This is a genomic window from Weizmannia sp. CD-2023 (assembly GCF_036225245.1).
Classification (GTDB): Bacteria; Bacillota; Bacilli; order Bacillales; family Bacillaceae_C; genus Weizmannia; species Weizmannia faecalis.
Genome location: NZ_JARTJQ010000065.1, coordinates 35,972 through 56,489, shown reverse-complemented (window position 1 = coordinate 56,489; position 20,518 = coordinate 35,972). Strand labels below are relative to the sequence as shown.

The 20,518-nt window shown below is 47.5% G+C and carries 21 protein-coding genes; 12 read left to right on the top strand and 9 right to left on the bottom strand.

Annotated features, from left to right (window positions below; translation table 11 throughout):
* Window positions 1-2 precede the first annotated feature (2 nt).
* Window positions 3-188, top strand: coding sequence for a YhzD family protein (locus P9687_RS09365; RefSeq protein WP_014095804.1), 186 nt, complete (start codon window positions 3-5; stop codon window positions 186-188).
* 60 nt (window positions 189-248) lie between these two features.
* Here the strand turns inward: P9687_RS09365 and P9687_RS09360 are convergent, their stop codons facing one another.
* On the bottom strand, window positions 249-1,028 hold the full coding sequence (locus P9687_RS09360; RefSeq protein ID WP_035189400.1) for a TerC family protein: 780 nt from the start codon (window positions 1,026-1,028) through the stop codon (window positions 249-251).
* Between the two features lie 230 nt (window positions 1,029-1,258).
* On the opposite strand from P9687_RS09360, the gene P9687_RS09355 reads away from it, so the two are divergent.
* The 6 genes from P9687_RS09355 (at window position 1,259) to P9687_RS09330 (ending at window position 8,883) form a co-directional block, all read left to right on the top strand.
* Window positions 1,259-2,152, top strand: coding sequence for a permease (locus P9687_RS09355; protein ID WP_179234808.1), 894 nt, complete (start codon window positions 1,259-1,261; stop codon window positions 2,150-2,152).
* Between the two features lie 12 nt (window positions 2,153-2,164).
* Window positions 2,165-3,019 (top strand): TIGR03943 family putative permease subunit, encoded by an 855-nt coding sequence (locus P9687_RS09350; protein ID WP_046720965.1) that lies wholly within the window; start codon window positions 2,165-2,167, stop codon window positions 3,017-3,019.
* Between the two features lie 157 nt (window positions 3,020-3,176).
* Entirely contained in the window at window positions 3,177-4,412 is a 1,236-nt protein-coding gene (locus P9687_RS09345) for a metallophosphoesterase family protein (protein ID WP_225620974.1), read from the top strand.
* A complete protein-coding gene (locus P9687_RS09340; RefSeq protein ID WP_046720964.1) occupies window positions 4,409-7,396 on the top strand; it encodes an ATP-binding protein in 2,988 nt (995 codons plus the stop codon). Before P9687_RS09345 ends, P9687_RS09340 begins: the two co-directional genes overlap by 4 nt.
* A 211-nt stretch (window positions 7,397-7,607) precedes the next feature.
* Complete coding sequence (gene yhaM, locus P9687_RS09335; RefSeq protein WP_014095797.1) at window positions 7,608-8,552, top strand: 3'-5' exoribonuclease YhaM; 945 nt, start codon at window positions 7,608-7,610, stop codon at window positions 8,550-8,552.
* A 136-nt stretch (window positions 8,553-8,688) separates the two neighbouring features.
* The gene (locus P9687_RS09330; RefSeq protein ID WP_013858718.1) at window positions 8,689-8,883 is read left to right on the top strand and encodes a sporulation YhaL family protein; all 195 of its coding nucleotides are present in this window, start codon (window positions 8,689-8,691) and stop codon (window positions 8,881-8,883) included.
* A 48-nt stretch (window positions 8,884-8,931) separates the two neighbouring features.
* Here P9687_RS09330 and P9687_RS09325 read toward each other — a convergent pair whose 3' ends face one another.
* Window positions 8,932-9,804, bottom strand: a complete 873-nt coding sequence (locus tag P9687_RS09325) for a peptidylprolyl isomerase (protein ID WP_061086837.1) — start codon at window positions 9,802-9,804, stop codon at window positions 8,932-8,934.
* A 299-nt stretch (window positions 9,805-10,103) separates the two neighbouring features.
* On the opposite strand from P9687_RS09325, the gene P9687_RS09320 reads away from it, so the two are divergent.
* Together P9687_RS09320 and P9687_RS09315 are read left to right on the top strand one after the other, a co-directional pair.
* Window positions 10,104-10,196 (top strand): YjcZ family sporulation protein, encoded by a 93-nt coding sequence (locus P9687_RS09320; protein ID WP_017550228.1) that lies wholly within the window; start codon window positions 10,104-10,106, stop codon window positions 10,194-10,196.
* Between the two features lie 549 nt (window positions 10,197-10,745).
* Entirely contained in the window at window positions 10,746-11,075 is a 330-nt protein-coding gene (locus P9687_RS09315) for a YhaI family protein (protein WP_014095795.1), read from the top strand.
* Between the two features lie 14 nt (window positions 11,076-11,089).
* Here the strand turns inward: P9687_RS09315 and P9687_RS09310 are convergent, their stop codons facing one another.
* Together P9687_RS09310 and P9687_RS09305 are read right to left on the bottom strand one after the other, a co-directional pair.
* On the bottom strand, window positions 11,090-11,656 hold the full coding sequence (locus P9687_RS09310) for an HTH-type transcriptional regulator Hpr (RefSeq protein ID WP_014095794.1): 567 nt from the start codon (window positions 11,654-11,656) through the stop codon (window positions 11,090-11,092).
* Window positions 11,657-11,800: 144 nt separating this feature from the next.
* A complete protein-coding gene (locus P9687_RS09305; RefSeq protein ID WP_168985936.1) occupies window positions 11,801-12,163 on the bottom strand; it encodes a YtxH domain-containing protein in 363 nt (120 codons plus the stop codon).
* Between the two features lie 468 nt (window positions 12,164-12,631).
* Between P9687_RS09305 and P9687_RS09300 the strand changes: the two genes are divergently transcribed.
* Window positions 12,632-12,820 (top strand): hypothetical protein, encoded by a 189-nt coding sequence (locus P9687_RS09300; RefSeq protein ID WP_026683724.1) that lies wholly within the window; start codon window positions 12,632-12,634, stop codon window positions 12,818-12,820.
* A gap of 44 nt (window positions 12,821-12,864) precedes the next feature.
* Here P9687_RS09300 and P9687_RS09295 read toward each other — a convergent pair whose 3' ends face one another.
* Window positions 12,865-13,389: a tryptophan transporter gene (locus P9687_RS09295; RefSeq protein ID WP_014095792.1), complete on the bottom strand. Its 525-nt coding sequence runs from the start codon at window positions 13,387-13,389 to the stop codon at window positions 12,865-12,867.
* 232 nt (window positions 13,390-13,621) lie between these two features.
* Window positions 13,622-14,035 (bottom strand): HIT family protein, encoded by a 414-nt coding sequence (locus P9687_RS09290; RefSeq protein WP_168985944.1) that lies wholly within the window; start codon window positions 14,033-14,035, stop codon window positions 13,622-13,624.
* Between the two features lie 492 nt (window positions 14,036-14,527).
* Between P9687_RS09290 and P9687_RS09285 the strand changes: the two genes are divergently transcribed.
* The gene (locus P9687_RS09285) at window positions 14,528-15,274 is read left to right on the top strand and encodes an ABC transporter ATP-binding protein (protein ID WP_026683727.1); all 747 of its coding nucleotides are present in this window, start codon (window positions 14,528-14,530) and stop codon (window positions 15,272-15,274) included.
* A complete protein-coding gene (locus P9687_RS09280) occupies window positions 15,261-16,475 on the top strand; it encodes an ABC transporter permease (protein ID WP_168985937.1) in 1,215 nt (404 codons plus the stop codon). Before P9687_RS09285 ends, P9687_RS09280 begins: the two co-directional genes overlap by 14 nt.
* Window positions 16,476-16,789: 314 nt before the next feature.
* Here the strand turns inward: P9687_RS09280 and P9687_RS09275 are convergent, their stop codons facing one another.
* The 3 genes from P9687_RS09275 to P9687_RS09265 all read right to left on the bottom strand — a co-directional run bounded on the left by P9687_RS09275 (window position 16,790) and on the right by P9687_RS09265 (window position 20,263).
* Entirely contained in the window at window positions 16,790-17,971 is a 1,182-nt protein-coding gene (locus tag P9687_RS09275) for a M20 metallopeptidase family protein (RefSeq protein WP_017550224.1), read from the bottom strand.
* Window positions 17,972-18,206: 235 nt separating this feature from the next.
* The gene (locus P9687_RS09270; protein WP_035182099.1) at window positions 18,207-19,601 is read right to left on the bottom strand and encodes a hypothetical protein; all 1,395 of its coding nucleotides are present in this window, start codon (window positions 19,599-19,601) and stop codon (window positions 18,207-18,209) included.
* Window positions 19,602-19,750: 149 nt separating this feature from the next.
* Window positions 19,751-20,263 carry an antibiotic biosynthesis monooxygenase family protein gene (locus tag P9687_RS09265; RefSeq protein ID WP_035182096.1) on the bottom strand — a complete coding sequence of 171 codons (513 nt, stop codon included), beginning with the start codon at window positions 20,261-20,263 and terminating at the stop codon, window positions 19,751-19,753.
* Window positions 20,264-20,518: the final 255 nt, after the last annotated feature.

Sequence of the window (20,518 nt, the reverse complement as noted above, 5' to 3'; positions counted from 1 at the left end):
ACATGCGCGACTATAAACTGACTGCCTTTGAACCGACAGGAGAAAAGATTCTCGATGAAGGTTTTGAAGCACAGGATGATACGGAAGCGAAGAAAAAAGGGGAGGCGCTTTTAAAAGAAAAAGGCGTCGATGAGAAAACGCACCGTTGCGTATCCCCTGAAGGAAAACTGATTTTGTTCCACCGCTAAAAAGAACCCGGGCCAACCTAGCCCGGGTTCATTTAATGGGAACGGCGCATGCGCTTGCCATTAATGGATATGGACACGCTGCTGCACATCCTGCTTTACGTCCTTTTTTATATCCCGTTTTACTTGCTTAACCTGCTTTACCGCCGCCCTACGGTTCGAAAGCCAGCCAAGGAACAACACCAAAACCGTAAGAATGCCGCCGATCGTATATGTTACCGGCCCGTGTGATATATTCAACCATTTCAGGATTTGTTCATCTTTAAAGAGCATTTCTGCTGCCGTCCAGGCGAGGATGGCGGACCCGACATAGGCAATCCAGCTGTAACGGTTCATCGCTTTTACAATCATCTTTGAACCGAAGATCATGACCGGAATACTGATGGCAACGCCGAGCGCAATCATGCCGATATGTCCGTTTGAAGCACCGGCCAGCGCCACTACATTGTCAAGGCTCATAATCGCATCAGCCATAATAATCGTACCAATCGAAACCAGCAGCCCATTTTTTGCTCTGACGTGGACATTTTCATCTCCGCCGCCGAGCACTTTATATGCGATCCATAGAAGCAAAAGCCCGCCAATGACATTTACATAAGGAATTTTCAGCAAAGCAACGATTGCCATTGCCAGCAGAATTCTTAAAATCACCGCACCGGCTGTCCCCCAGAAAATCGCTTTGTTTTGTTGTTCGCGCTGCAGTTTCCGGGTTGCCATGGCGATCACAACCGCATTGTCGCCCGATAAAATGATATCGATCATAATGATCTTAAGCAGCGCAACAAAAGCTCCGGCAGAAACAACCAACCCAAAGTCAAATATAGATACCGGCAATTGCTTCATTCCCTTCACGTTCTCAATACTAGTTCATTTGACACTATCATAACACAGTCCGATCCGAAAAGTAATAGAATCGCATCGATTTCATCAAATTGGAAATCATTTTTTTCCATCGTTTCCCTGCTTACCCGCCATTTCCTGGTTTTCTTCATTTACGCCAATGAAGACTTATAGTATCCTTATTGGGAGAGTTTTTTGTGAGTGTGATAGAAAAAGGAGTGCGATATGCCGTTATGGTCCAGTCCTTATTGCAAATGAATACCATTTTTATCAGCATTATCATCGAGGCGTTGCCTTTTATTGTGCTGGGTGTGTTCATTTCAGCGGTGATCCAGATGTTTGTCACTGAGGAAATGATTGCAAAAGTTATGCCGAAAAACCGCTTTTTATCCATTGCGTTCGGCACCGGGATGGGCGCGCTTTTTCCAGCCTGTGAATGCGGCATTGTCCCGATTACGGAAAGGCTTGTCCGGAAAAATGTCCCGCTTTCTGCCGCCATCGCTTTTATGCTGACGGGGCCGATTATCAACCCGGTTGTCATTTTTTCTACGTTTGTCGCGTTTGGCGATTCCTGGAAAATGGCACTGCTTCGCTGCGGACTGGCGATTTTTACTGCTGTTTTAACCGCGATTGCGATTTCATATTTTTTTTCCGAAAACCAGCTTCGCGAATTTGTGGAGGCCAAATTGCACCACCACGGGCATGACCACGAAGCACATGATAAACCGAATTTTCTGCAAAAAATCACCGGTACGATCGACCATGCGATTGATGAGTTTTTTTCCGTCGGGAAGTTTCTCGTGTTTGGCGGCCTGATTTCTGCCGCAATGCAGACCTTCTTCCGGACGAGCACGCTGCTGTCGCTCGGGCAGACAAAAATGGCGGCGATTCTAATTATGATGCTGCTTGCTTTTATTATGTCGATCTGTTCCGAGGCGGATGCCTTCATTGCTTCGTCTTTCAACGGGATGTTCGGGACGTCGGCCATCCTTGCGTTTTTAGTATTTGGCGCGATGGTGGATATAAAAAATCTGCTCATGATGATGCATTCCTTTAAAAGAAAATTTGTCTTTTCGATGATCGGGCTGATTATCGTTTTTGTGTTTACGGGTGCATTCTTGATATAGAAGGTGTTTAAAATGTTGCGATTTATCGTTTTGTTCGGCTTCGCGTATTTTTTTATGAAGCTGCACGCGACAGGAGATATTAGCAAATATATTAATATGAAGTATGCGTATTTGTCGTTTTCCATGATTTTTGCGATGGGTTTTTTATGTTTGTACCAGCTCGTGAAATGGGTCAGGGCGGGAAACGAGGTGCATGACCATCATCACGCCGCCTACCACGGCCATTCGCATGAAACGGATGAAAATACATGGTACAAAAAAATGTTTACGTACGGTATGATTTTAATCCCGGTTGTAACGGGCATTTTTCTTCCGGTGGCCACCTTGAATTCCACCGTTGTCAAAGCAAAGGGCTTCCACTTTTCGATGATTGACAATGACAAGGACCAATATGCCAATCACCAGATTTTACGGCCGAATTCCAGCCTTTACTATGATAAGGACCAGTATACAGAAATGGAAAGTTCGGATTTGAAAAAGTACAGTAAATTGCAAAGCATCGTCCTCGATGATGACCATTATTTCCACGGGCTTGAAACGATTTATAATTATCCGGGGAATTTTATCGGCAAAAAAGTGGCAATTAAAGGGTTTGTCTACCGGACGGATGATATTAAAGCGAATCAGCTGTTTGTGCTCCGGTTCGGCATTATCCACTGCATTGCCGATGCCGGCGTATACGGGATGCTCGTTGATTTTCCGGACAATATGGCAAACGTGAAAGAAAATACATGGATTGAGGTTGAAGGAAAACTGGATACGACGTACTATACGCCGTTTAAAGAGAATATCCCGTATTTAAAAGTAACAAGTTACCATAAAAGCAGCGAGCCGAAAGATCCATACGTATACCGGCAATACAATTAAAAAGGTTTGGCATGTTCAGCCATTTTTTTGTTGCCTGAACGTGCCAAACCTTTTATAATGAAGATAGAACATATATTCTATGAAATGCGTTTGATTACGAACAGGTTGGATTTCACAAAAAATGGAAAAATGCCGGTTATTTTTTTACGAAAGAGGGATGTCGTTGAAAAGGATTCGCTTTGTCCATGCGGCCGACCTGCACCTTGACAGTCCGTTTGCGGGGCTCCGCAAGCTTCCGCCGGCGCTGTTTGAACGGGTAAAGGAGAGCACTTTCCGGGCATTTAAAAATCTATGTGACCTTACAATTGAAAAAGAAGCGGATTTCCTGCTGATATGCGGGGATTTATACGACGGGGAAGACCGCAGCCTGAAAGCCCAGGTGAGGCTGAAGAAGCAGTTTGAGCGGCTCCAAGAGGCTGGCATTTCCGTATTTGTGCTGCATGGCAATCACGACCATCTAAGCGGGTCATGGACAAAATTGGACATGCCCGCAAATGTCCGGATATTTTCCGAGCGTGTTGAAGCCAAATCTTTTACAGCTAAAAACGGGTCGAAAGTCCATGTGTACGGGTTCAGTTACCCGAAGCGGCACGTGCTGGAGAACAAAACGGATGAATACAGGAAAACAGGAGATGCTGATTTTCACATCGGCATGTTGCACGGTTACCTTGAAGGCGGGACGAAAATGCACCAGCCTTATGCGCCTTTTGCCTTGCAGGATTTGCTGGAAAAAGGGATGGATTACTGGGCGCTTGGCCATATCCACAAGCAGCAGATTTTACATACGCATCCCTATATCATTTATCCCGGGAATATTCAGGGGAGAAACCGGAAAGAAACGGGTCCGAAAGGCTGTATGGTTACCGAAATGGATCCGCTTGGTACGCATACCGCATTCTATGAGACGGCGGACATTTTATGGGAAAAACGTACCGTTTCCGTAAAAGGCGCAAATGATTTTAATCGTCTGTACACAGTTTGCCGCAATGCCCTTGAAGAAGAAAGGAAAGAGGCACAGGGCGTATTTTTGCAATTGGATATAAAAGATCCGGATCTGCTCGATGATGAAGCGCTTGGAAAAGTGAAAAACGGCGAACTGATGGAAGTGCTACAGGAAGGCGAAGAAGCAGACCGCAATTTTGTCTGGGTACACCGCATCACACTGCCTGAAGATGCCTTTGTCTCCGCACGGGATGACGGCTTTATTTTGCAGGAAATGAAGAAAACGCTGGCACAATTGGAAGAAACCACAGTAGATGAAGCGGTCTCCCCGTTGTACAGCCATATGGTTGCGGGCCGCTACCTGGACTTGGACGGAGATGAAAAGCAGCGGCTTCTGTTGGAAGCGGAAGCGGCTGTTTTTGAGAAGTTGAAAGGCAGGGGGAAACGATGAAAATACGGGAGGTCCATATTTACGGTTTTGGCCGGCTTGTTGATTTTCATATGGAAAATCTTTCGGATCTGCAGGTCATTTACGGGGAAAACGAAGCCGGCAAATCAACCTTCATGGCTTTTATCGAAGCCGTTTTATTCGGGTTTCCTTCAAGACAGCAAAACGGGCAGCACTATGAGCCAAAATTTTCACCGGTGTACGGCGGGAGGCTTGTCCTCGAAACAGAAAAAGACGGAAAAATAACGGTGGAACGGATAAAAGGAAGAGCAGCCGGAGAAGTGTCCGTCACTTTTGCAGATGGCAGAACAGGCGGCGAAGAGGTACTTGCACAAGTTTTAAACGGGCTGAACCGGCAAATGTTCCAGTCCATTTATTCTTTTAATCTGCAAAGCCTCCAGGAAATCCGCAAATTAACAGGCGATGATTTTAGCCGCTATTTATTTGCTGCAGGGACAATCGGGACGGATGCGCTGCTTTCGGCGGAACGGGAACTCGAAAAGGAAATGGAGGCGCGTTTTAAACCGAACGGGCGGAAGCCGGTCTTGAACGTGCAACTCCGGAAACTGCAGGCCATGGAAAAAGAACTGAATCACCTGAAAGCGGAAAACGGCCGTTATGGCGAATGGAAAGCCCGGCTGGCAACGATTGAAGCAGCACAGGAAGAAGCGGAGGCGGAGCTGGAAGCCTTAAGGGGAACGGTTCAGCAGTATGAACATCTCACAAGCCTTTGGCCGCTTTATGCAGAAAGAAAGCATATCAAACTGCAGCTGGCGGAAATCGGTCCCGTCCGCTTTCCCGCTGACGGAATCCGGCGCCTCGACGCGCTGATGTCGGAATGGCGCGCTTCTACCGGGCGCCTGTCAGCCGTTAAAAAACAAAAACAGGTACTGGTGGAAAAAATGGAAGGAGAGCAGCCGGATCCGCTTTTCGTCCGGCATGAAGGGGAGATTAAAAAGCTGCTCGATGACTGGCCGCAATACCGCGGGTGGCAGGCGGAAGCAGAGCGCCTTCAATCTGAACGCGAAATCCTAGACAGCCAAATCTCCGAATTATCGGGCATGCTGCATCTTACGGCATCGCAAGTTGAAAAAGTACCGCAGCTTGACTTAAGCATTGCGGCAAAAGAAAGGCTCAGCACCCTTATCAAGGCGTATGACCATCACCGTTCCCGCAACGATGCTTTACAGGCACAGCTTGAGGACTTGCGGGCTCGGATGAATGCTGTTGAGCAGCAATGCGCACTTTTGGAAAAAGAGCTCGTATCCGAAGAGGCTTTTCGCGATTTATCGGCAAAGCGGCAGGAAAAGGAAAAAAAATCATTGCTTGAAGCCGATATCAGGCGCGGGAAACAGCAGCTTTCCCGCCTGAAAAAAATGGCGGATGAGGCCCGGAAGCCCCCGGTCCTGTTTTTTGGCCTTGCATTATTGTTTCTGATGGCCGGCGTGTGGAGTTTGCTCACAGGGCAATACCTGTTTCTGGGCGTTTTTGTGCTTGGTGCAATCGTGTCAGGCTACCATGCTTTGAAGGGAAAGCGGAACCCGTTTGAAGAAGAAATCCGAGCGCTCGAACAGGAACTGGAGGAAGAGGAAAAAGAGCTGCGGAATTGGAAAGACGGGGACACGGATTGGCATGAATATGAACGGCAGAAACAGCTGCGCGAAAACTGGAAACAGCTCATTCTGAAGCTTGAGGAAGGCGAACAGAACGGCCGGCAAATGCAAAACCGGAAGCAGCGTCTGGAAGCGGAAGAAAGACAGCTGCTGGCAGAAATCAGCCATTTCAGGCAAACTTTGCAATTGGGTGATGGCTTCCGGCCCGGACAGCTGCCCGATGCGTTCCAACTTTTGACGGACTTAAGCGGGAAATTGCGCGAGCGGTCGCGTATCGAAAAGAAACTGGCGCAGCTTTCCGCCTCTCAGTCGGCATTTGCAGAAAGGATGGAAAACCTGTGGTCCCGGCTCCACGTCAACTGGCCATTACGCCAGGAGGGTATCTTGCTGTTGCAGCAGGCGTGTGCGGAACAACAGGAAAGAAAAATCCGCCTGCAGGAATGGGAAAAGAAATGTGCCGAGCTGGAAGAACAATTGCAGCTGCTTGAATCGGAAGCGGAAGCAACAGATAAGGAGATTAAAAAAGTTTTTGCCCTTGCCGGTGCCGCGAATGAGGAAGATTTCCGGAAAGCCGGTAGCCTTTTTCAGCAATACGAAAAGTTGACCGGTCAGCTCGAAATCATAGATTTACGGATCAGCCGGGAAGACCTAGAACGGCTCGAAAGGATAGAAGATGTATCCATATTTGAGCAGGAAAAGCAAAAGCTGGAAGAGAAAATTGCGGAAAAGGCGAACGCGCTTCGCAGTATGAGAAAAGAAGCGGCGGAAATCCGGTTTGAACTGGACAGGCTGGAAAAAGGCGGGACGTTTACCGAAAAACTGCATGAATATTACAGCGCGCTTTCAGATTTCCGGGAAGAAGCTTTCGAATGGGCACGGTTTGCCACGGCGAAACGTTTGCTTTCCGGCATGATGAAGCGGCTCCGGGAAACCCGCTTTCCGCAAGTCCTGAATAAAGCCGAAGCGTATTTGCAATCTTTAACAAACGGATCGTATGTCTCCCTCCATATGGGCGGGGAGGATGGCCGTTTTTACGTTAAACGGCGTGATGATGTGCTGTTTGCTGCAAATGAGCTGAGCCAGGCAACGGCGGAACAGCTGTATATTGCTTTGCGTTTTTCCCTTGCGGAGGCGCTCGGCGGAGAATTCCCGTCACCGGTTGTCATTGATGACGGTTTTGTTAATTTTGATATTTACCGGACAGAGAAAATGGCCCGCTTGCTCGACCAGGTGAGCGAATCGAGGCAGGTGCTGCTTTTTACATGCCAGCAGCCGATGCTCCGGTTTTTTAAAGGCCATGAGGTGAAAACCTTGGGGGCTATACACGGTCAAGAGCTGACAGGTTCTGGAAACATCAGCCGTATTCAGCCGTAAATAAGAGGGGCGGGCCGAATGTCTGTATTTCGACACGGTGGTGAAACGCACAAGCAGTAAACCAGTTTGTCCTGGCCGTAGTCGTCTTTTGCCTAATTTCAACACGGCGGTGAAACGCACAAGCAAAGCCGGTTTAGATCAAAAGCGGATTCCGGCCGGATTATGGTATACTTTAAGACAAATCAATCAGGGGTTAGATCGGAGGATTATTATGGCAAAAGGGCTACTCTACTATGAGGTGGGCGAACAGTTTGACGCGTTTTTGCTCATCAAACACGCAACAAAAGGAATTGCGAGCAACGGCAAACCTTTTTTAACATTGATTTTGCAGGACCGGACCGGGGATATCGAAGCAAAACTCTGGGATGCGACCGAACAGGACGAACAAACATATAAACCGGAGACGATTGTAAAAGTAACTGGGGACATTTTAAATTACCGCGGGCGGCTGCAGCTGAAAATCCGCCAGATCCATCCGGCACAACCGGGGGACGGTGTCCGGATTTCCGATTTTATCGAAACGGCCCCGTTATCGCAGGAAGAAATGATGGGGAAAATCACCCAGTACATTTTTGATATGAAAAATCCAAATATCCAGAGGCTGACCCGGCATCTGCTGAAAAAATACCAGAAGCGGTTCCTTGTCTATCCAGCTGCAACGAAAAACCATCACGAATTCGTATCGGGGCTGGCGTACCATGTTGTCTCCATGCTCGACCTTGCCAAGGCAATCGCGGGCCTTTATCCTTCACTCGACCGGGATTTGTTGTATGCCGGTGTCATTTTGCATGATTTGGGAAAGGTGCAAGAACTGTCCGGCCCGATCTCAACAACTTATACGGCTGAAGGGAATTTGCTCGGCCATATCTCGATTATGGTCACAGAAATTGCAAAAGCAGCGGAGGAACTCGGAATCCACGGGGAAGAAGTCATGGTGCTGGAACATATGGTGATCTCCCACCACGGGAAAGCGGAATGGGGAAGTGCCAAGCCCCCGATGATTAAAGAGGCGGAAATTCTCCACTATATTGATAATATTGATGCGAAAATGAATATGCTTGACCGTGCGCTCCGCAATGTCAAACCGGGCGAGTTCTCGGACCGGATTTATGCACTTGATAACCGTTCTTTTTACAAACCAACGTTTCATCAGTGAGATTCATAGAAACGCAAACGTTTGGAAAGCGCCCGTCTGGTGAAAAACTTTTAAAATGCCTTTCAAAATGAAAGGCATTTTTTAATGGATTCTGCCATACATTATAGCAGGGACAAACCGAAAAGGAGGGGAAAACATGGATTTCCCAATCTGGATTTATTTTGTTGTGGCAGGCATTGTCATATGTGCGTTTATGGCGGTGAAAACAGCCCGGGAAGAACACGAACAGGAACAGGAATGGATTGAAAAAGAAGGGGAAGTTTTTATTGAAAGGATGCATAAAGAAAAAGAATTGCGCAGCGGTGAAGCTGAAAAAGCCCATGAAGCATAACGGCCGTAAAAAAACCGCCCCTAACCGGAAGGGCGGTTTTTTGCGGCATTATTTGCTTGATGAAGTCCCAAGCAGGGTGTCAAAAGTTGTTTTCAAATCTTCATCTTTTACTTTTATGTCAGCCGCTTTTAATTCTTTCTTCAAAACGGACTGGATTTTTTCTGTTGTCACTTTTGATTCTTTATATTGTTTGACGACGTCTTTTTTCATTTCGCTGTACGGTTTTTTCTGTTTTTCGCCGGTCAGCTGAATAATATGGTAGCCGTAAGAAGTCTTAACAGGGCCGCTGATTTCATTGACTTTCAGTTTATAAGCAGCATTTTCAAAATCGCTGTCCATTTCGCCTGCACCGAACCAGCCGAGGTCTCCGCCTTTAGAAGCAGTTGCGGTATCGGTTGAATACTTTTTGGCCAGCGTTGCAAAGTCGGCGCCTTTATCCAGTTGTTTCTTGATATCTTCCGCTTTCGACTTGCTGGAAACAAGAATGTGGCGCGCTTTGATTTTCGGTTTTATGTCATTGTTATAATAATTTTTTAACTGCTTTTCCGTTGGATGTATGGTTGCCTCTGCCGCTTTTTGTTCAAGCAGTCCGATTTTCACACTGTTGCGGAAATCTTTTTCATTTGCATAACCGTATTGCTGCAGCGCTGTATTAAATGAGCTGCCCAATTGTTTTTTTGTATCGTTTACTTGTTTGTCAATTTCGCTCTTTTTGACAGTGTATTTTTTGGAAAGGACTTTTTCAATGGTAAGCTGCTGGAGCACAGTTGAACCATATTTATCCTTCATTGCATTATATAACTCGTCTTTGGTAACATTTCCGGCGTTCGTCTTCACGACGGCGCTATTGCCGCTGTTGCCGCATGCTGCAAGTCCGAACATGCTGCCTGCCAAAACAAGGGATAGTACCCATTTCTTCATTCAAGAACAACTCCTATTCATTTTGTCTTGCAAGAGAGATTTACAACCACTACTATAACATAAATTGAAAGAGAAAAGAAAGGGATTGCCGGGTTTCTTATGGAATTTTCACACCATGCCAATCTTCTTTTCATATGGGGCAGGCGTTTGTAGAAGGCAGGATGGATGTTTGCTGCATATGATATTGCATGGGGTTCCATTGTGAATTTGTGAAATTTAGGCCGGCAAATAGACGGGTGCCTTAACCAATACAGGGGTGGATGAATAATATACTGATGAAACAAGAGGAGGTGGATGGAATGAGCGGAGGAGCAGCTTACGGAGGCGGCTTTGCCTTGCTGGTTGTGTTGTTCATTTTATTGATCATTATTGGTGCATCCTGGGCTTGGTAAAATTTGGGGTCGGCAGCTGCCGGCCTTTCTTGTTGTGTTGTTATTGAGTGCCAAGGTAGGAGGAAAACAGTAAAATGGTCATGAGGATGTTGATCGTCCGAAAAATTCCCGGCCGGTGTTCTTCCGGTATTTCTTTTTTTGTACATAGATGGCTTGTCAATACGTTGATAAAGTATAATATAAAGAAAGCGTAACTGTAAAAAAAACAAGCACATACATGCCGGCCGGCCCCCCTCCCGAAAATTTGCAGTAAAATAAAGGCGGAGCGCGCCGGTTTAGAATCTGGATTCGTAACGTTCCGCCTGTCTTTCGGATGGCAAATGTGTAATGCACGCTGGTCTTTTCCATGCAAGGTGGATGAACGATTATTCATTTTTAACAGGCACTGCCTTGCACCGCTCGTGGCGAATGCCGCGGGGAAGTTTTTAAAGGCCGGGCGGACAATGGGCCTTGCCGGAAAACACGCCCCTATCTAAAACTGAAGCATCCCATGACCGGGGTCGCGCTGTTCTCAGCAGAATCATAAAAACATATAAACGAGGGAACTGAATGGAATCGATTGAACAAAAGCTGGAAAGACTGGAATTTTATCAAACATTGCTTTTAAAAATGATCGGGACCAGCCAATATCCGTTTTTCAGGCTGATTATGGAAAAACAGCTTTCAAAACAGGATATTGAACAATTTTATGCGTTGTGCGATCGTTTGAGCGATGAGCTGAAAGAACAGAAGGCGGACAAATTTGTATATTTTTATCCGCTTTTTCAAAAGTTTAAGGAATCCCTGCATGAAAAACTGCAGCCGGCGGAAGTGATTGCCGCCTGTTTGCAACAAGGGCTGTATCCTGACTTAATGAAGGCATTGAAACGGAATTTGTAGCTGCCCGAAACGGGTCAGAAGCGGTTCAGCGAAGGTTTTCCCAACAGTTCCGTTTCAATGACATCATCCAGCTCCCCATTGAAAATGGAATTTTCTACAATGTCCATAAAATCCTGACCATAAATCTGGCGTACGATCGCAGCCAGTTCCATCATATCCGGAAATTTGCCGTAAAGATCGTAAAGCGGCATCGTGCCTTGTACGACGGTGCTTTTTTTCGGGTTAAACGCTTCCAATGACTTTAAAAAAATCTCTCTTCCTTTATTGGTTAATTGAATATACGTGTTCCGCTTGTCGTTTTCCTTTTTCGAGAATTCGAGCAAGCCGCGCTCCTCAAGCTTTTTCGAAAAATTAAAAGCTGTTGATACGTGCATCACCCCGAATTTTGCCACGTCCGAAATCGATGCGCCCTTTAAATGATAGGCAATCCATAAAATATGATGTTCATTGATGTTCAGATCGAAAGGCTTAATCCATTGCTGCCAGTCTTTTTCAATCGTTTTCCAGAGCGCTTTCGACAATTGCGTGACCCTTTTGCAAAATAGAAGATACTCATTGGTCGTCAACATTTGTTCCGTCATATTTTTCCCATCACCCCTTACCCTATATATTATCATTATGCCAGTAAAATAAAAAGTAATAAAAAACAATTTACTAAATTTTTTTGAAAAGAATAGCAAAGAAAAAGCCCGGAAAGCGGTTGTTGCTTTCCGGACAGCGAAAAGTCAGGAAGATTTTTTCTCCATTTGTTGTTCCATGTTTTCAATCGTTTTCCGGATTTCTTTGATTTCATTTTGCAGGGCGTCTTTGTTTGGCTCAATGCTTTTTTGCCATTCTTCGATACAGTGTTGGATTTCTTCCATTACGTTCGTGGCGACTTTTTTGCCTTCTCTTGAAAAATCTTCGACGGATGCTTTTAAGTCTTTTACATTTTCGGCGATCCTTTTGGCCGATTCAATGAAATCACCGGAATTATTTTTGATGGCTTCCCGTATTCTTTTTCCGGAAGCGGGTGTGGTGAAAAGGACGGAAACAGCGCCTGCTGTTGCTCCAACCAGTAATCCGTAAAATAAACTGGATTTGTTCATGGAATGCACCTCCTGGAATGGTCTTTTATCCTCATGATATAGAATTTGCCAGTCTTTTGCAAAGTTCTCTTTCTTTTTTGCCGGGCTCGTCCAAAGCGATATTCCAAGCTTGACCGCGGATTGTCCTTCACGGGCGGTATGAAGGACAAAAGAGCGGACGCCACGCATCCAACTGTCTTTCATCAGCCCGATGAAAGACAAAACCTGGCCCCCGTGCCGTGGAATTGTCCTTCACAGGCGGTATGAAGGACAAAAGAGCGGGCGGCATGCATCCAACTGTCTTTCATCAGCCCGATGAAAGACAAAACCCGGCCCCCGCACCGCAGAATTGTCCTTCATAAGCGGTATGAAGGACAAAAGAGCGGGTTCGGCGCGTGCCTCTGTTTGTTCTTTACCCGCGTCTGGTACATGTTAATCCGCATCAGGGCATATGATGTAATAGTCCAGGCAGAAAAGAGGGGGAGTTCGTTGGGGCGTGTTGCTTTCTGCTTTTTAATGGCCGGCGTTGTCCTGTTTGCCGCGATGGTCCGGCACATGCTGCTGTACCAGAAAAGAAGAATTTATCCGCCGCGGAAAGTCATAAGAAAAAGGATTGCATTTTTCGGAACGGCCGGAATGGTTTTCCTGCTTCTCGCCGCTCTGTTTCATTTATTTTAGGCTGTGCAAGCGAAAAAAAACCGCCGGAAACCCGGCGGCCATTTTCACGCTTGCATGCTGTGGGCGGCATTTGTGCGCTTTGCAACGGTTGAGATGATCGGAAAAAGAATAAACATCGCAACTGCATTGAGCACGGTTGCCGGCAAAACGACGGTGCCAAACAAAATGGCAAAAGGCCCCGGCAACCCGGCAATAAAGAACGCGGATCCTAAGAAAATGATGCCTGAAATCAGTGTGCCGATGGCCGTGAATACAATCAGTGCCGGCAGCTTTTTTGCCAGTTTTCCGGAAGCGAGAAGCAAACCGTAAAAAGCAAAAGAAGTGATGCATTTATCGATGATGTTCGGGAAAAAACCGCCCGGGAAACTGGTGGTCAGGCCGGAAATGATGCCGGTCAGCACACCAAGCAACAGTACGTATTTTTTCTCCCTGAACAAAATAATGCCGATAAACATCATAGTAAGCATCATATCCGGTTTCATCCCGAACACGAAGCCCGGAATCACCGTGTGTAATACCGTGCCGATCCCAACAAGCAACGCCAAGCTGACAAGTGATTTTGTCTTCATCTGTCTCCACTCTCCTATTCTCATCTCATCTGGTGCTTTCCCGACGTACCCTCATGGCCGGCGGCGAAAGATTAACCTTATTATAGCATGCAGCCGGAAAAAGTGACGCATGTTTTGATCAAATTGGGCGCAACAAAAAATGGCAGCCCAAATGGCCGCTGAAAAAAATAAGCGCGAACCCGGCTGCAAAAACGCAAAAGTGGGCTTATTCAGTGGCACTACCCGGTGCAACTTATATTTTTTTGGAAATCTCCGTGGCGATTTGCTGGAGGTCCTCCTGGCTGTAATCTTTTTCATGTGTTTTCCAGACTGCCCCGAAGCCGTCTCCTTTTCCATATCGCGGGATCAGGTGCATATGATAATGGAATACAGACTGGCCGGCAATCTCGCCATTATTGTTCAACACATTGAGCCCCACAGGCTGGAATGCCGCTTTCAATGCATTGGCTACGACAGGGACGGATTCAAAGAAATTGCGGGCAATCTCCGGCGTCAGTTCGTAGACATTCTCTTTATGTATTTTCGGGACAATCAGGGTATGGCCCTTTGTCACCTGGCTGATGTCAAGAAAAGCGTATACATGCTCATTTTCGTACACTTTTGCACTCGGGATTTCACCGTTTATAATCTTGCAAAAAATACACATTTTGATCAACCTTTCCATTTTTTTGATTTCATTATAACGGATGAAAAGGCGAAAGAAAAGGAAACGGGGCGGAAATCTGCGTTTCCGCCCCGCTCTGCAGGGTTTTTCAACTAGCCGAAAAGCACCTTTGATCAACACTTCATTTACGAATGATATGGTTGATAATGGGCTTCCTCAACTTTTTCCAACGCGATCATCCCCTTATTGGGTAACGTTTAAAGTGCATCACCTTTAAACAGATTCACCGCCAGCACCTCATGAAAAGGGTGCCTGGAAGTCGGTTATGGCTAATGTAAAGCATCGTTACTGGTCTTTGACAACCACCCCGATTGCTTGTTTTTCCCCTGCAAGTATAGGATGGGCAAATGGTTGGAATCTATACATGCGCATTGCAAAAATTTTTCAGGCGCGCAGTTGGCATTCAGTCACGAACGCTTTCATGGTACAATAAAGGGTACAGATCAGAACTTTTGACATAAAGGGGTTCTTTAGATGACATTATTGGAAGTGGCGTCCTTAACAGGTGGATATACGAAAAAACCTGTGATTCAAGATGTTTCATTTACAGTAGAAGCGGGGCAGCTGATCGGGCTGATCGGCTTAAACGGCGCCGGAAAAAGTACGACCATCCGGCATATTATCGGGTTAATGGAACCGAAAAAAGGGCGGATCACGATCAACGGCAAAAACTTAAACGCGGATCCGGACGCTTATCGGAAGCAGTTTTCGTACATACCGGAAACCCCGATTTTATATGAGGAACTGACGCTGGAAGAACATTTAAAACTGGCGGCAATGGCATATGGCATCGATGAAAAAACCTATGCGGACAGAACCGCGCCTTTATTAAAGGAATTCCGCCTGCATAAAAAGCTCGGCTGGTTTCCGGCCAATTTTTCAAAAGGCATGAAGCAAAAGGTGATGATTATGTGCGCCTTTTTAGTCCAGCCGAGCCTGTACATTATTGACGAGCCTTTTCTCGGCCTCGACCCGCTCGGCATCCAGTCACTGCTGGATTTGATGGGCACGATGAAGAAAAAGGGGGCGGGCATCCTGATGTCCACCCACATTCTTGCAACGGCAGAACGGTATTGCGACGGATTCATCATTTTGCATAACGGGCGGATCCGTGCGAAAGGAACATTAGAAGAGCTGCAGCAGCAATTTTCGATGCCCGGCGCAACATTGGATGATTTGTATATCCAATTGACAAAGGAAGATGACGATGAACGAAATTGACCGCCTTTGGAAAGAAAGATTTGCTTCCTACTTACAAAACCTAAGGCGCTATACACGGTATATTTTTAATGACCATTTGCTGTTTGTGCTGATTTTCGGGCTCGGTGCCGCCGCTTTTTATTACAGCCGCTGGGTGAAGCATCTCAGTCCAGATTTTCCCGTTGCCCTTGTAATGGGCCTTTTGCTCGGGTTGTTTCTGGCGGCGAGCCCGGTGTACACGCTGTTAAAAGAAGCGGACCGGGTGTTTCTTATCCCGATGGAAATGCGGATGCGCCCGTTTTTTAAAAAAGCGATCCTGTTTTCCTTCAGCATTCAGGCTTATCTGCTTCTGTTTGTGCTTGCCGCTTTGATGCCGATGTATGCGGCTGTTACGGGGCACGGATTCGGCCGTTTTTTTGGTCTGCTGATCCTGCTGCTCGTGTTAAAAATGTGGAACCTGCTTTTGAGCTGGAACGTGTATAAACTGCCGGAGCCGTATGCCCCTGTTTTCGACTGGATCATCCGGTTTGCATTAAGCGCCGCGTTTGTGTTTCTCGTTGTCAATGAGGCAAACCTCTTTCTTGTGGTCATTCTGGCTGTCGTTATGCTCGGCTTGTTTCTGTATTTTTACCGGCTCGCCCAAAAACGGACACTCAGATGGGATGCGCTCATTGAACGCGAAGAAAGGCGGCTAATGGGTTTTTACCGGTTTGCAAATCTGTTTGCTGATGTGCCGGAACTAAAAAGGCAGGTCAAACGGCGCAAATGGCTCGATCCGCTCCTCGCTGGCATCCGATATGGCCAGGAACATACGTATCAATACTTGTTTGCCCGCACGTTCCTCAGGACAAGCCAGTATTTCGGGCTTTTTGTCCGGCTGACCGCAATCGGGGCCGTGCTGCTGTTTTTCAGCCATGAACGGGTGCTCGCGCTCGTTCTTGCCGTCGTGTTTATTTATTTGACAGCTTTCCAAATGATTCCGATGATCGGCTCCCACGATTTAAAAATCTGGCTACGCCTCTATCCGGTGCCCCGCAAGTTGAAAGAAACGTCTTTTATCCGGCTGCTTGCAGTCTGCCTGTATGTGCAGACGGTCATTTTTGCAGCGGCGGCCGCATTGAACGGCTTGTGGATGAACGGTCTTCTCGTCCTTGTAGCAGGCGCTGTATTTTCCTGGCTGCTTGTCGCCTGGTATGTCCCCGGAAAAATTCGGCGCCAGTAACGCCGGCGTAAACTTAAAAAATGGCACAGGCTCTCCTTGTAAGCGGCGGTTCAGTTGCGCAGGTGGCAGCCTGCCCGTAAACATGAAAAACGGCACAAGCTGGAGAGCCTGTGCCGTTTTTCATGTCCAACCGTCCCATTTGAATGCGTCCGTCTATGGCGTTTTCAGCCACTGGCCAAAAAGCCACCCCTTGTCTTTAGAGATTGCAGGCTTTTGCTGAAAAAACGGAACCCCACGCCTGCAGCGGTTTTTCAAAACGCCCGGATTGCCGGGGAAAATAAAACCAGGCCGGCAACGTTGATGCTTGAGCATTTTCAGACGTTCTGGTACCGGATGGCTGCTGCACCCAAAGTTTTGGCGGCAATAAGCATCGCTTTTTCATGGATGTCAAAGCGCGGATGGTGATGCGGATAGGCCGGGTCGGCTTTTTCCGGGTCCGCCCCTGTAAAGAAAAAGACGCCTTTTACATGCTGTAAATAATAGGCAAAATCTTCCCCGATCATTGACGGGTCGACTTCTTCCACATTGGTGACACCTTCGATTTCTTTTGCGCAGTCGGCCAAAAATGCTGTTTCAGCCTCATGGTTCACAACCGGCGGATATCCGCGGAAATAGTGATAATCATATGTGCAGTCCGCCGCCAGGCATGTGCCTTGGATGATCCTTTCGATTTCTTTTTCCACCCTGTCCCGCACATCTTCGTCAAATGTCCGGACCGTGCCCGTGATTTTCGCCGTATCGGCAATGATATTGAAAGCATCGCCGGATGAAAAGGACCCGACCGTTAAAACCGCGGACCGGATCGGATTAATCCGGCGGCTGATGACTTGCTGAAGATTCGTGACAAGTTGCGCCCCGACTACGACCGCGTCTTTCGAAAGATGGGGCTGGGCGCCGTGCCCGCCATGGCCTTGGATCGTCACTTCAAACCGGTCGGCAGCCGCCATAAACGGCCCTCTCCGGTATTGGATATGTCCAACCGGGACCGTTGCCCATAAGTGTGTGCCGAAAATGGCATCCACGCCTTCGAGGCAGCCATCTTCGATCATGGCTTTTGCCCCGCCTGGCGCGTATTCTTCGGCATGTTGATGGATGAAAACATACTCGCCTTCCAATTCATCTTTCAATTCATGTATCGCTTTGGCGAGCATCAGCAGTGTCGCCGTATGCCCGTCGTGTCCGCATGCGTGCATCACACCCGGCACCTGTGATTGATAGGGCACATCATTTTCCTCCTGGATCGGCAGCGCATCAAAATCGGCTCGGAGCGCGATGGTTTTCCCTGGCTTTGCGCCTTTTACACGGGCGACGACACCGTTTCCGCCGACATGTTCGCGCGGCCGGATGCCGAGGTTTTTGTAAAAATCAGCGATATAGCGGGCTGTTTCCACTTCTTTAAAGGACAATTCCGGGTGCATATGGAGATATCTTCTTGTCTCCACCATTTCCGGGTACAAACCGTCCAGTTTTTTATGTATTTTTTCCAACACTGTCATCTGCGATTCCCCCAACCAGTTATTTTTACTATTATACCATAATTGTGAAAAAGTCTGCTGCTTTATCGCGGTAACAGCAAAAAGAAGCGGCACCTGCAGATGCAGGCTGCCGCTGTTGACGCCTTACTACATCATTTACCGCACCGTGTCAAAACGGGCCGCTGTTGGCCTGTGCGAATGGGGAGATCGCAGCTTCAGCCGTCCCGTTTCCGGTCTGCCTGGACATGGACATGGGTCAGATTAGAAACATCGCGACAATGGTTGTCACAATGAGACCGGTGATGACAGGGATTACATTGCGTCTTGCCAGTTCAAACGGGTCGACATTGCAAATAGCGGCAGCTGGAATTAATGCCCACGGAATGATTGTTCCCCCGCCAACGAAAATTGCGGCAATTTGCCCGAGTGCGGTCAGGGTGGCGGCTCCCGAACCAATCGCATGGGCAAACAGTGCTGCAATTGAGCCGGCGAGTGAAATGCCGGAAAACCCCGATCCGTCAAGACCGGTAATGACGCCAACTCCGGCTGTTGTCAGTGCGCCGATTTCTTTTGAGACCGGCATAACCGATGCCAGGGCGCTGCCAAGATCATTCACAATTCCTTGGGAAGCGTCCGGCAGATCGGCATGGATCATCGTATGGAAACCGTCGCCGCCAAGATAGAAAAACGCGGCAATCGGAATGACGGGGCCGAACACCTGGAAACCGAACTGCAGACCGTCTATCAAATATTTTGTTACTTTTTCAAGGCCGTTTTTATGGGAACCGGCCATTGTAATGAGAAGCAGGATCATGATTGAGGTGCCGCCAACGAGTGCGGTTGCCGCATCCCCCTGCAAATGAAAAAGAACCATGGCAACGATGTCAAGGATGAAAAAAACAGGAATGAAAAGAGCAAAAAGTTTTTTGTATACCGGCTTGAGCCTGGGGACTTTTGCATCAGGCGGTGCGGTGCGGCCGGCCGGGTTCTCCCCGGCAGCAAGCAAGCCTTTTTTCATATCGCGTTTAAGCAGCAGAAAAGCGGTAACGGTCGTCACCACGCCCATCACGATGACGAGTGGCACGCTTGCTTCTATTACGGACGATACGGGAATGCCGGCACCGTCAGCTGTCAGTTTCGGCGCCCCCTGGATGACATAGTCGCCGGAGAGGGCGATCCCGTGCCCGAACAAGTTCATTGCGACAGCTACACCGATCGCCGGCAGCCCGACCCGGAGTGCAACCGGCAAAAGCACAGCCCCCATCAGTGCGACAGCAGGGGAAGGCCAAAAGAAAGTGGAGATAAACAGCATTAAAAAGCCGATGATCCAAAAAGCGAGATTCGGCCCTTTTATCAGCTTTGCGAACGGGGCCACCATCACATCATTGATCCCGGTATCAAGCATGCTCCTGCTCATTGAGACGATAATGGAAATGACAAGAATGATGGGCAGCAATTCTTTGATCGCAAATACAAAGCTTGTAAAAATACCGCTGACAGACGCAGTGAACGATCCCGTTGCAATCCATGCAATGATGAAAATGCCGGCAATACATACAAGGGACGTATCCTTTTTCAGTACCATCATCAGGATAATGAAAAAAATAAACATCAAATATACAAAGTGAATGGCAGTCAGATCAATGCCCATTTCCATTGCCCCCTTCTTGATGCAGCATATGGCGGGGGCAATAAATGGGTGACTGTCACGATCAGAGTGCTTATGGCAATATTATCTGCGTAAATCCGAATGGTAACAATAACAGATCCCGGCTGCCTAAGCAGGCGGCCGGGATCTGTTTATCCTTCCTCTTCATCTTGCGGGATGACATATTCTTTTGTAAAAGCAGGGGCATCGTATGTGCTTTTGTTTGTGCCGATTTCATCCAGATCCAGGCTATGGATAAGCAAATAGTCAATGGAACGCTTCCATCTTTCGAAACTTTCTTTGTCTTTCCAGCCGGTAATGGCGATATACGTATCCCCTTTTACCGGGCGGAGGAGCCGGTATGCTGCAAAACCGGGCTTATTCTCTATGGCCGGGGTGTTTTTTTTGAAGTGGAATTCGTAAACCGGTTTTCCTTCATCCGGAATCGGAAGATGGGTAAAAATGAAGAATATGCCGTCTTCCAAATTCCCGTTGGAGGCAGCTAGCTGATAACGGCGTGGCGAGGCAAAAACGGTTTTCCCCTCCGTTTCGTGCAGCAACAGGGCATGTTCCGGGTTTTGCAACAGCACCATCTTTTCATCGGGATATTTTTCCTTTATTTTTAAGAGAAAATCATAAGTACCCGTTGTGACGTAGACATTCATTTCTATCACCCCTCTCTACTTCCAGTTTAACCTATATCTTTCCGCTGTTCAATTTGTAAAGTTTTGCAAAATAAAGACGGCGGCCGAAAGCGAATAGAAATAGGAAGCGGCTCACGCCTTTTCATCTTTTCTGTCTGTGCCGGAGAGGCGATGGGGGAAGGAAGCGGCACAAAATGGAATAATAATGAAAAAACCGGGTAAAAATCGGACATAGCCTGTATTTCGCGTACAACCCTAAGGAAAAGCAAAATACGG

Bases quoted from the DNA above. Each gene is read 5' to 3' on its own strand.
- P9687_RS09365 (WP_014095804.1), top strand. From the start codon at position 3: ATGCGCGACTATAAACTGACTGCCTTTGAACCGACAGGAGAAAAGATT.
- P9687_RS09360 (WP_035189400.1), bottom strand. From the start codon at position 1,028: ATGAAGCAATTGCCGGTATCTATATTTGACTTTGGGTTGGTTGTTTCT.
- P9687_RS09355 (WP_179234808.1), top strand. From the start codon at position 1,259: ATGGTCCAGTCCTTATTGCAAATGAATACCATTTTTATCAGCATTATC.
- P9687_RS09350 (WP_046720965.1), top strand. From the start codon at position 2,165: ATGTTGCGATTTATCGTTTTGTTCGGCTTCGCGTATTTTTTTATGAAG.
- P9687_RS09345 (WP_225620974.1), top strand. From the start codon at position 3,177: ATGTCGTTGAAAAGGATTCGCTTTGTCCATGCGGCCGACCTGCACCTT.
- P9687_RS09340 (WP_046720964.1), top strand. From the start codon at position 4,409: ATGAAAATACGGGAGGTCCATATTTACGGTTTTGGCCGGCTTGTTGAT.
- yhaM (WP_014095797.1), top strand. From the start codon at position 7,608: ATGGCAAAAGGGCTACTCTACTATGAGGTGGGCGAACAGTTTGACGCG.
- P9687_RS09330 (WP_013858718.1), top strand. From the start codon at position 8,689: ATGGATTTCCCAATCTGGATTTATTTTGTTGTGGCAGGCATTGTCATA.
- P9687_RS09325 (WP_061086837.1), bottom strand. From the start codon at position 9,804: ATGAAGAAATGGGTACTATCCCTTGTTTTGGCAGGCAGCATGTTCGGA.
- P9687_RS09320 (WP_017550228.1), top strand. From the start codon at position 10,104: ATGAGCGGAGGAGCAGCTTACGGAGGCGGCTTTGCCTTGCTGGTTGTG.
- P9687_RS09315 (WP_014095795.1), top strand. From the start codon at position 10,746: ATGGAATCGATTGAACAAAAGCTGGAAAGACTGGAATTTTATCAAACA.
- P9687_RS09310 (WP_014095794.1), bottom strand. From the start codon at position 11,656: ATGACGGAACAAATGTTGACGACCAATGAGTATCTTCTATTTTGCAAA.
- P9687_RS09305 (WP_168985936.1), bottom strand. From the start codon at position 12,163: ATGAACAAATCCAGTTTATTTTACGGATTACTGGTTGGAGCAACAGCA.
- P9687_RS09295 (WP_014095792.1), bottom strand. From the start codon at position 13,389: ATGAAGACAAAATCACTTGTCAGCTTGGCGTTGCTTGTTGGGATCGGC.
- P9687_RS09290 (WP_168985944.1), bottom strand. From the start codon at position 14,035: ATGTGTATTTTTTGCAAGATTATAAACGGTGAAATCCCGAGTGCAAAA.
- P9687_RS09285 (WP_026683727.1), top strand. From the start codon at position 14,528: ATGACATTATTGGAAGTGGCGTCCTTAACAGGTGGATATACGAAAAAA.
- P9687_RS09280 (WP_168985937.1), top strand. From the start codon at position 15,261: ATGAACGAAATTGACCGCCTTTGGAAAGAAAGATTTGCTTCCTACTTA.
- P9687_RS09275 (WP_017550224.1), bottom strand. From the start codon at position 17,971: ATGACAGTGTTGGAAAAAATACATAAAAAACTGGACGGTTTGTACCCG.
- P9687_RS09270 (WP_035182099.1), bottom strand. From the start codon at position 19,601: ATGGGCATTGATCTGACTGCCATTCACTTTGTATATTTGATGTTTATT.
- P9687_RS09265 (WP_035182096.1), bottom strand. From the start codon at position 20,263: ATGAATGTCTACGTCACAACGGGTACTTATGATTTTCTCTTAAAAATA.